Origin of the sequence: Microbacterium oxydans (assembly GCF_000956405.1) — a bacterium.
Taxonomy (GTDB): Bacteria; Actinomycetota; Actinomycetes; order Actinomycetales; family Microbacteriaceae; genus Microbacterium; species Microbacterium oxydans_C.
Genome location: NZ_JYIV01000012.1, coordinates 57,308 through 66,922, shown reverse-complemented (window position 1 = coordinate 66,922; position 9,615 = coordinate 57,308). Strand labels below are relative to the sequence as shown.

The 9,615-nt window shown below is 71.5% G+C and carries 8 protein-coding genes; 4 read left to right on the top strand and 4 right to left on the bottom strand.

Features of this window, described 5'->3' with window-relative positions; translation table 11 throughout:
• On the top strand, positions 1–358 hold a 358-nt coding region (locus RN51_RS01440; RefSeq protein WP_331454174.1), incomplete at its 5' end, for a DUF202 domain-containing protein.
• Between the two features lie 91 nt (positions 359–449).
• Here RN51_RS01440 and RN51_RS01435 read toward each other — a convergent pair.
• The 4 genes from RN51_RS01435 to RN51_RS01420 form a co-directional block, all read right to left on the bottom strand.
• On the bottom strand, positions 450–1,940 hold the full coding sequence (locus RN51_RS01435; RefSeq protein WP_082066226.1) for a GMC family oxidoreductase: 1,491 nt from the start codon (positions 1,938–1,940) through the stop codon (positions 450–452).
• A gap of 2 nt (positions 1,941–1,942) precedes the next feature.
• Complete coding sequence (locus tag RN51_RS01430) at positions 1,943–3,421, bottom strand: aldehyde dehydrogenase family protein (RefSeq protein ID WP_231579181.1); 1,479 nt, start codon at positions 3,419–3,421, stop codon at positions 1,943–1,945.
• 48 nt (positions 3,422–3,469) lie between these two features.
• Positions 3,470–5,080: an HNH endonuclease signature motif containing protein gene (locus RN51_RS01425; RefSeq protein WP_082066221.1), complete on the bottom strand. Its 1,611-nt coding sequence runs from the start codon at positions 5,078–5,080 to the stop codon at positions 3,470–3,472.
• Positions 5,081–5,411: 331 nt separating this feature from the next.
• Entirely contained in the window at positions 5,412–5,849 is a 438-nt protein-coding gene (locus RN51_RS01420) for an Lrp/AsnC family transcriptional regulator (RefSeq protein WP_025103849.1), read from the bottom strand.
• 150 nt (positions 5,850–5,999) lie between these two features.
• Between RN51_RS01420 and RN51_RS01415 the strand changes: the two genes are divergently transcribed.
• The 3 genes from RN51_RS01415 to RN51_RS01405 are packed head-to-tail and all read left to right on the top strand — an operon-like array spanning position 6,000 to position 9,588.
• Entirely contained in the window at positions 6,000–7,118 is a 1,119-nt protein-coding gene (locus RN51_RS01415) for a thiamine pyrophosphate-dependent enzyme (RefSeq protein WP_045262267.1), read from the top strand.
• Entirely contained in the window at positions 7,115–8,143 is a 1,029-nt protein-coding gene (locus RN51_RS01410) for an alpha-ketoacid dehydrogenase subunit beta (protein ID WP_045262257.1), read from the top strand. The genes RN51_RS01415 and RN51_RS01410 overlap by 4 nt, the downstream gene beginning before the upstream one ends.
• Complete coding sequence (locus tag RN51_RS01405) at positions 8,140–9,588, top strand: dihydrolipoamide acetyltransferase family protein (protein WP_045262256.1); 1,449 nt, start codon at positions 8,140–8,142, stop codon at positions 9,586–9,588. The genes RN51_RS01410 and RN51_RS01405 overlap by 4 nt, the downstream gene beginning before the upstream one ends.
• Positions 9,589–9,615: the final 27 nt, after the last annotated feature.

The following is a 9,615-nucleotide window of genomic DNA, read 5'->3' as shown; positions in this document are numbered from 1 at the left end:
CGCCCCGGCGCCCGATCTGTACGACCCCGGGCTGCAGCCGGAGCGCACGGAACTGGCCTGGCGGCGCACGGCCCTCGCGATCGCGGTCGGCTCGCTGCTGTCGCTGCGGGTCTTTCCTCTCGTGCTGCCGAGCGGCGCCGAGGGGTGGGGCCTCGTGCCGGGCGTGCTGGGCGTCGGCACGGCGGCGCTGCTCTGGATCGCCGCGCGCCGTCGGCAGCGCCGGACGACCGCGGTGCTCACCGCCCGGGCGCGCGGGCCGCTGCCGGGCGGCGGACTCCCGCTCATGCTGACCGTGTTCGCGACCGGCTTCGGGCTCATCGCCCTCGTGCTCGTGGCGGTGACGCTGCTCACCCGCTGACGCGCAGGAGCGCAGGAGCGCAGGAGCGCAGGAGCGCAGGGCGATCGTCGGCGTCTGCCGTGATCGCCCCGCGTCCCCTCGCCGCCCTCCCTCAGTCCGCGAGGACGAACCGCGCGCCGCGTTCGCCGATCATGGCCGCGGGCGCGTTGGTGTTGCCGGTGGGCACGGTCGGCATGACCGAGGCGTCGATCACCCGGAGCCCCTCGATCCCGCGCACCCGGAGCTGCGGGTCGACCACCGACTCCGCGTCGGAGCCCATGCGGCAGGTGCCGACCTGGTGGTGATAGGTGATGGCGGTGCGGCGCACCCATTCCTCCACGTCGTCGTCCGCCACGTCCGGCCCGGGGTAGACCTCGACCGCTCCCCACTCCTCGGCGAGCGCGGGCTGCGTGCCGATACGGCGGCACTGGCGGACCGAGGCGGCCAGGGCATCGACGTCCCGGTGATCCTCCAGCGCCGCCAAGTCGATGTGCGGCAGGTCGTCGAGGCCGGGACCGGTGAGTCGCAGCTCGCCGCGGCTGTACGGCGTCACCAGGCCCGCCATGAGCGTGAACCCGTCGGTGCCCTTCGGCTCCAGGTCGCCCCACATGGGCACGGAGAAGTGGATGGGCTGCGTGTCGGGCTGCGCGAGGCCGTCGCGGCTCCGCCAGAACAGGTGACTCTGGGTGACGGACACTCCGGGCTGCGGCGGGCCGACGGGCTTCTTCTCGGTCGCGAAGACCACCGGGGAGAGGAGGTGGTCGTGCAGGTTCTTCCCCACAGCGGGGGCGTCGAGCACGACGGGGATGCCGAGGGCACTCAGCTCATCGGCGGGGCCGATGCCCGAGCGCAACAGGATGACAGGAGTGCCGAGTGCGCCCGCCGAGAGGATGACCTCGTCCGCGAACACCTCCTCGGCGTCGTCGCCCTCCCCCAGCCGGATGCCGACCGCGCGCCCGTCGCGCACGATCACGGAGTGGACGGCGCGACCGGTGAGGATCGTCATCCGGTCGGCGACGGGCTGCGCGTAGGCGGTCCAGGTGTTGACGCGGCGGCCGTCCGTGATCGTGACCTGCTCCTGCGAGACCCCGTCGAGCGTGCCCCCGTTGTAGTTCGGGTTGCGCGGCAGCCCTTCCTCGACGGCGGCGTCGATGATCGAGGCCTGGATGGGCGCGAGCGTGTAGTCGTCGGTCACGGGCAGCAGGTCGTTCTCGATCGCGTCGTAGATCGGCTCGACCTCGGCCCAGCCCCACCCGGTCGCGCCGGCCGCCTCCCACGCGTCGTAATCGGAGGCCGCGCCGCGCACCCAGATCATGGCGTTCAGCGCGTGCGACCCACCGGTGACCTTGCCGCGAGGGAGATGCAGCCGACGACCGGCCGCGTGCGGCTGCGGCACGGTGAAGAAGTCCCAGTCCTCGGCGGAGTGCCAGAGCTCGCCCGCCCGCGAAGGGTCGTGGATGGCCGGGTTCGTGTCATAGCCGCCCGCCTCGACGAGCGTCACCGCGACACCGGCGTCGGTGAGACGCCGGGCGACGATGGCGCCCGACGTGCCGGCTCCGACGACGATGGCGGAGCGCACCGCACCGCTGTTCGCCGCGGTCACGCTCAGGCCTTCCGGCCCGGTCCGGAGACGACCTGGGTGACGGCGACGGACTTGAGCCCCTCGACGCCGAACTCCAGCCCGTAGCCCGAGCTCTTCACGCCGCCGAACGGCACCATCGGGTGCAGCCCGCCGTGCGAGTTGATCCACACCGTGCCGGACTGCATGCGCGCGGCGACGGCGCGGGCCTCCTCCGGGTCGCTCGCCCACACCGAGGCGCCGAGCCCGACGTCGAGGGCGTTCGCGAGCGCGAAGGCCTCGTCGACGTCGCTGTACCGGATGACGGGGAGCGCGGGACCGAACTGCTCCTCCTGCACGAGCGCCGCGTCGTTGTCGATGTCGGCGACGATGGTGGGCCGGTAGAACAGCTCACCGAGCTCGGAGGCCGGCTCTCCACCGGTGACGATCCGGGCGCCGCGGCTCCGCGCATCGTCGACGAGGCGACTGACGATGTCGAACTGCGGGCGGTTCTGCAGCGGTCCGAGCACGTTGCCCTCGTCGAGGCCGTTGCCCATCGGCACCTGCGCGGCGATCGCGGCGAGCGCGTCCACGACCTCGTCGTACACGGAGTCGTGCACGTAGAGGCGCTTCATGGCGGCGCAGGTCTGTCCTGTGTTGATGAACGCCCCCCAGAAGAGATCTTCGGCGACGGCCGAGGGGTCCGTGCCGGGGAGCACGATGCCCGCGTCGTTGCCGCCCAGCTCCAGCGTGAGGCGCGCGAGGTTTCCCGCGGAGCTCTCGATGATGCGGCGACCGGTCGCTGTCGAGCCGGTGAACATGATCTTGGCGATGTCGGGGTGCGAGGCGAGGCGTGCACCCACCTCACGGTCTCCGGAGACCCCGATGAGGACGTCGGCGGGCAGCACGTCGTTCATCACGGCGAGCATCGCCAGGACGCTCAGCGGGGTGTACTCGCTGGGCTTCGCGACGACCGTGTTGCCCATGCGCAGCGACGGGCCGATCTGCCAGATCGTGATCATGAGCGGCCAGTTCCACGGCCCGATGGCCCCGACCACGCCGGCCGCCTTGTAGACGAGCTCGGCGTGCAGCGTCTCGTCGTCGACGAGCACCTGCGGCTCGAGGACGGTGGTGGCGTTGGTGCGCAGCCAGGCCGAGCAGGCGCCGAGCTCGAACCGCGCGTTGGGGCCGTTCAGCGGCTTGCCCTGCTCCCGCGACAGGAGGTAGGCGAGCCCCTCAGCGTTCGCGTCGATGGCGTCGGCCGCGGCCAGGAGGAGCGCGCTCCGCTTCTCGTGTCCGAGCGCTTCCCACGCGGGCTGCGCGGCCTTCGCGCGGGCGATGGCGTCGTCGAGGTCGGAGACCGCGGCCACGGGAGCGCGTCCGATGACCTCCCGCGTCGCGGCATCGGGGATCTCGCGCCCCTCGCCCTGCGGGGGCTGGATGCGGTCGAGCAGCGCCGCAGCGGCGGACGCCGCGGAATCGGCGGATCCGGAGTCGACGGCTACGGGAACGGCGGAATCGGACATCGGTGTCTCTCCTTCGGGCGGGTCACGGCGCGGACGCCGGTCTTCTTCTCATTCTCGGTCGGCCCTTGCCGCCGCACTTGTCGCGGAGCGCGCCGGAGATGTCGTCGCGCGAACGATGCGCCCGCGGACAGGCGCACGCCGAGCTGGTCTGCCCTGATCGGATCGATGAGTCCTCGCCGGTCGCGGGCTGCGCCATCGGCGCGCAGGATCCCACCACGCCGGCCCTCGCACCTGTGGCACTCCCCCTCGCATGCGGATCTGCCACCCCGAGGTGTCCAGTGTGCGGTGGTGATGCCAGCACAAGGCGACCCCGTTGTCGGTGTGCGTCGGACCCCCGTGCGCGTGCTCCGTGACGTGGTGGATCTCGCACCAGGCGGCGGGGACGTGACACCCGGGGATCAGGCACTCGCCGTCCCGTACGCCGATCGCCCGGCGCTGCGCGGGGGTGAAGATCCGGTCGTGCGACCCGAGCCCGACGATCCTTCCTCCGGCACCGAGCACGACCCGCTGGACCGTCCCCGCGCATGCCGTGTGCGCGGCCACCCGGGTCGACACCGGCGTCTCGACGCCCTCGACCCGCGCCCAGCCGCGCCCCGTGGCATAGTCCTCGGCGCCGACCGTGACCACGAGTGTCGGGGCGGCACCACCCAGCCGCGGCATGTCGTCGTGCCGGGCCGCGATCCCCAGGGCCGCCGCGAGCGCGTCGTGCTGCTTCTGTGCCCGCGTGCGCTCATCGACCATCCCGCCGGGATCGCCGGACGGGAGCACATCATCGTCCGGGGACACCGCGGTGTCCCGCCGCTCGGCATCGGAATCATCAAGTTCCGCAGACGGCACGAAGTGGACGCCGGGAAGCGGCGGACCGTCGACCTTCGGGTTCAGATACGCGTCCCAGATCCGCTGCAGCTGCCCCGCGGCCTCGGGCAGCAGGGCGCCGCGGATCGGGATCACGCCGTCCTTGGCGCGCCCCAGCACCACACCCCGAGCCCGCAGCGCGATGTCTTCCGCGGGCTCCGCACCGTCGGGGTCGAGGTACTGCACGATCAGCTGCGCCCGCACCCGCAGATCCTCGGGCGTCGGCGCCGGCCCGGGCTCGCTCTCGGCGTCATCACTGTTCTCGGCGTCATCACTGTTCTCGTCGTCGCTCTCCTCGCCGCGAGCGACCACCGCGAGATACGCGTCGGCCTCCCAGCGATCGGCGAGGCGCACGCGCGGGCCGGCCTGCTCGATCGGCCCGGTCGCGGCCAACAACCCGGTCACGCCGATCGCCCCGTCGAGGAGGGCCTCGCGCAGTGCCGGCCACCGCGCCGGCAGCCACTCCCCGGAGGACAGGTCGACCTCGCGTCGCACCAACCGCGCGCTCTTCACGAGGCGCGCGGCGGACGCGCCGTCGGTGCGGAGCACACGCTGCAGCAGCTCGTTCATCGAGCGGCAGCCGAACCGTCCGCAGAACGCCGGTTCCCCGGCCCCCGCCGGACGCGGATCGACACTCGCCACCGCGTCCACGATCACAGCCTCCACGCGTCGCTGGATCTCGCCTGCGACCCGCAGCAGGTCCATGATCTCCCGTGAGTCGAGAGTGCCCACCGTGCGCGATCGCAGCACGGCGTCGAGAGCGACGACCATGTCGTCGAGAACCGTTTCCGGGGTGCTTTCCATACGACGATTCAACAGAGGGCCACCGACATTGCAAGACCCGATTACCGCTGTTCAGAGCGATATTCCAGTACACGTGAAGGACTCCTCCTGCACACGAACAGACCCGTGATCGACCCTCCACATCACAACAACTTCCGCGCAACATGCCGCCGCCGAAATCCGCCGCATCCCGGCAAGACACCCGCACCCCGGCAACACCTACGCCCCGGCAACACCTACGCCCCGGCACCCACCGAGCCCCCCGTACCGCCGGCAGGAAACCCTCGCCCCACCTACGACCCGCGGCACCGACGCCTGTCGCACCCCACGCCCCCACCTCGGGAGAGAACCGTCACGCCCGGTCGAAATCCTCGAAGATCAGGATCGTCCGCGTCGAGCGGATCGACGGGATCGCCTGGATGTCCTCCAGCACGATGCGGCGCAGGTCGCGGGCGTCGTTGGCACGCACGAGCAGCAGCACGTCGAAGTCGCCGCCGACGAGCGCCATGTGCTCGATCTCCGGGATCGCCCGGAGCCGCGCGCTCACCTCCTGCCACGTGGCCTGTTCGATCGCGAGGGTCACGTACGCGCTCGCGTGATGCCCCAGCAGCACGGGGTCGGTGCGCACGGTGTACCCCGTGATGACCCCGGCATCGGAGAGGCGCTTGATGCGGGCATGCGCCCCCGCCCGGGAGATGTGCACCGCCTCGGCGATCGCGGTCATGGACGCCCGCGCATCCCGCCGCAGCTCCGCGAGGATCGCGCGATCTGTCTCGTCCAGCGCCGCCATGGCACCCCTCTCCCGTCCGGGAAATCCTGACATTTCGGAAGCCATTGTGGCACGTCGCGCGCAATCGTCCACGATCCCGCGACGGATCTTGGATGAGTGTCGCACGCGCGGCATGCTGTCCTCATCGAGTTCGGCAAGGAAGGCGGACGGATGCCCCCCCACGACATGCTCCCGCGAGACACCGCGGTACGACTGATCGCCGAGGACGGGACCACCCTCCCCGACGACACCTACGCGCTCCCCGCCGCCGACGTCCTGCTGGCGGCCTACCGCGGCCTCGTCGAAGGCCGTCGCATCAACGATCAGGCCGGCGCGCTCGTGCGCCAGGGACGCCTCGCGGTCTACCCCTCGTCGCACGGCCAGGAGGCCTGCCAGGTGGCCGCGGCGATGGTGCTCGGCGACACCGACTGGCTCTTCCCCACCTACCGCGACTCGGTCGCCGTGATCGCCCGCGGCGTCGCGCCAGCGGAGGCGATGGTGCTCCTCAAGGGCGACTGGCACTCCGGCTACGACGTGCGTGCGCACCGCGTCGCCCCGCAGGCCACCCCGCTCGCGACCCAGCTGCTGCACGCGGTCGGCTTCGCGCAGGCGGCGAAGCACCGCGGCGAGGACACCGTGGTGCTCGCGCTCTGCGGAGACGGCGCGACGAGCGAGGGCGACTTCCACGAGGCGATGAACTTCGCCGCCGTCTTCCACGTCCCGGTCGTGTTCTTCGTACAGAACAACGAGTTCGCGATCTCCGTCCCCCTGTCCCGGCAGACCGCCGCGCCCTCCCTGGCCCACAAGGCGGTCGGCTACGGCATGCCGGGGCAGCGCGTCGACGGCAACGACGTGGCCGCGGTCCTCGCGGTGCTCACGGAGGCCGTCGACCGCGCCCGCGCCGGTGGCGGCCCCTCCCTCGTCGAGGCGCACACCTACCGCATGCAGGCGCACACCAACGCCGACGACGACACCCGCTACCGCGAGCGCGACGAGGTGCAGGCCTGGCTCGCCCGGGACCCGCTCCTCCGCCTGCGCACGCATCTCACTGCGACCGGGGCGCTGGACGACGACACCGAAGAGCGCTTCGCCTCGGGCGCGGAGGAGATCGCGGCCGCGATGAGGGCAGCGCTGAACACCGACGCAGACCTCGATCCCGAGGACCTGTTCCGCTTCGTGACCGCGACCCGCTCCCCGCAGCTCGACGAACAGTGGCATCTGCTGCGCGACGAGATCGAACGCTCGCGTCTCGCCGACGTCGAGCACGCCACGACCGGAGGCCACCGATGACGATCGCACACGACGACACGCGCATCGAGAGCGAAGCCGCCACGACGACCACGATGACCATGGCCGCCGCCTTGAACAGGGCACTGGCCGACGCCATCGAGTCTGATCCGGACGTGGTGGTCTTCGGCGAGGACGTGGGAGCCCTCGGCGGCGTGTTCCGCATCACCGACGGGCTCACCGCCCGCTTCGGCGAGGACCGCTGCTTCGACACCCCGCTCGCGGAGTCCGGGATCGTCGGCACCGCGGTGGGGATGGCGATGAACGGGCTGCGCCCCGTGGTCGAGATGCAGTTCGACGCCTTCGCCCTCCCCGCCTTCGAACAGGTCGTGAGCCATGTCGCCAAGCTCGGGAACCGCACGCGCGGGGGCATGCGCATGCCCCTCGTGATCCGCATCCCGTTCGGCGGCGGCATCGGGGGCGTCGAGCACCACTGCGATTCCTCCGAGGCGTACTACGCGCACACACCGGGCCTCACGGTCGTCAGCCCCTCGACTCCGCAGGATGCTTACTCCCTGCTGCGGGCGGCCATCGCCTCACCTGACCCGGTGATCTTCCTCGAGCCGAAGAAGCTCTACTGGTCGAAGGGCGAGGTCGACACCTCGGTCGCCGCGGAGCTCGGCTCGGCGCGCATCGCCCGCGACGGCACGGATGTGACACTCCTCGCCTACGGTTCGTCCGTGCCACTCGCACTGGAGGTCGCCGAGGTGGCCGCCGCGGAAGGACGGAGCGTGCAGGTCGTCGACGTGCGGTCGCTCTCGCCTTTCGACGACGCCACCGTGACAGCCGCCGTGAAGTCGACCGGCCGCGCCGTGGTCATCGCAGAGGCCCCCGGCTATGTGAGCGTCGCCTCCGAGATCCAGGCACGGGTGTTCGAGCGCTGCTTCGAGCACCTGGAGGCGCCCGTGCGACGGGTGACCGGATTCGACACCCCCTACGCACCGCCGAAGCTCGAGCACTGGTACCTGCCAGACGTCGACCGCGTGCTCGACGCGATCGACACCCTGCACTGGGAGGACGAAGCATGAGCGCTCCGGTGCAGCCGCAGACTGGCGCACGGGTGTTCCGGCTACCCGACCTCGGCGAGGGGCTGACGGAGGCCGGACTCGTGCAGTGGCTCGTCGCGGTCGGCGACACCATCGTGACGGACCAGCCGATCGCCGAGGTCGAGACCGCGAAGAGCATCGTGGAACTTCCCTCCCCGTTCGCCGGAGTCATCACGGCGCTGCACGGCACCGCCGGGGACACGATCGACGTCGGCGCCCCCGTGCTCGAAGTGGCGGACTCCGCGTCCTTCCCCGCGCCCGAGGCAGCTCCCACCTCTCCGGCTCAGCCCGAGCACGAGGCCTACCGCGAGGAGGAACGGGCCGGGTCGGGGAACGTCCTCATCGGCTACGGCACCACCGCACGCCCGACCTCCGGGCGACGGAGGCCTTCCGCTGCATCGACGACTCGTCCCTCCACGCCGAACACCTCCACACTGAGTGCCTCCGCAGCGAGCACCTCCGCAGCGAGCACCTCCGAAGCAGCTCTCGCCTCGGGATCATCCGAGAGGCACCCCGTCGCCGTCCGCTCCCCGCTCGTGCGTCGTCTCGCACGCGACCTCGGCATCGACGTCCACTCGATCACGGCGACCGGCGTCGACGGCGCTGTCACCCGTGCCGACGTACTGCGCGCCGCTGTCGACGGTGCAGTCGAAGGCGCTTCCGCCGGCCACGTGGGCCGGGTTGCCGCAGGAACAGGCGCGGGAACCGGATCGGTCGAGACGGTCGACGGCCTCGACGTGCTCGCCCGCGAACGGATGTCGCCATTGCGCCGCGCGGTCAGTGCGAAGCTCTCCCGCAGCAGGTCCGAGATCCCTGAGGCGACCGTCTGGGTCGATGTCGACGCCACAGAGCTGTGGGACCTGCGGGCACGGATGGCTCCGGAGGGAGGCAAAGCGCCTTCGTTGACAGCACTGCTCGCCCGGTTCGTGCTGCTCGCCCTCGAGGAGTATCCCGTGCTGGCCTCACGCCTCAGCGACAGCGGCGACGAGATCATCTCCTTCGACGGAGTGAACCTCGGCATCGCGGCCGACACCGAACGCGGACTCCTGGTCCCGGTGGTACCCCGCGCCCATGCCCTGACCCTGTCCCAGCTCGACACGACGCTGCGCGAGCTCACCAGCACGGCGCGCTCCGGCACGATGCCCCCTGAGCGCCTGCGGGGATCGACCTTCACCCTCAACAACTACGGGGGCCTCGGGGTCGACGGCTCGGCCGCGATCATCAACCACCCGGATGTGGCGATCCTCGGCATCGGGCGGATCATCGAGCGGCCCTGGGTGGTCGATGGCGCGATCGTGGCGCGACGGATCGTCCAGCTCTCGCTCGCCTTCGACCACCGGGTGTGTGACGGAGGCTACGCCGCGGGCTTCCTGCGCCGGGTGACCGAGCTCATCGAGCATCCTTTGCGGGCATTCGGGAGAGTCTGACGGGAGCCCCTTCGATCCCGGGGGCCG

Coding starts and splice junctions, on each gene's coding strand:
- RN51_RS01430 (WP_231579181.1), bottom strand. CDS start 3,421: ATGTCCGATTCCGCCGTTCCCGTAGCCGTCGACTCCGGATCCGCCGAT.
- RN51_RS01405 (WP_045262256.1), top strand. CDS start 8,140: ATGAGCGCTCCGGTGCAGCCGCAGACTGGCGCACGGGTGTTCCGGCTA.
- RN51_RS01425 (WP_082066221.1), bottom strand. CDS start 5,080: ATGGAAAGCACCCCGGAAACGGTTCTCGACGACATGGTCGTCGCTCTC.
- RN51_RS01415 (WP_045262267.1), top strand. CDS start 6,000: ATGCCCCCCCACGACATGCTCCCGCGAGACACCGCGGTACGACTGATC.
- RN51_RS01410 (WP_045262257.1), top strand. CDS start 7,115: ATGACGATCGCACACGACGACACGCGCATCGAGAGCGAAGCCGCCACG.
- RN51_RS01420 (WP_025103849.1), bottom strand. CDS start 5,849: ATGGCGGCGCTGGACGAGACAGATCGCGCGATCCTCGCGGAGCTGCGG.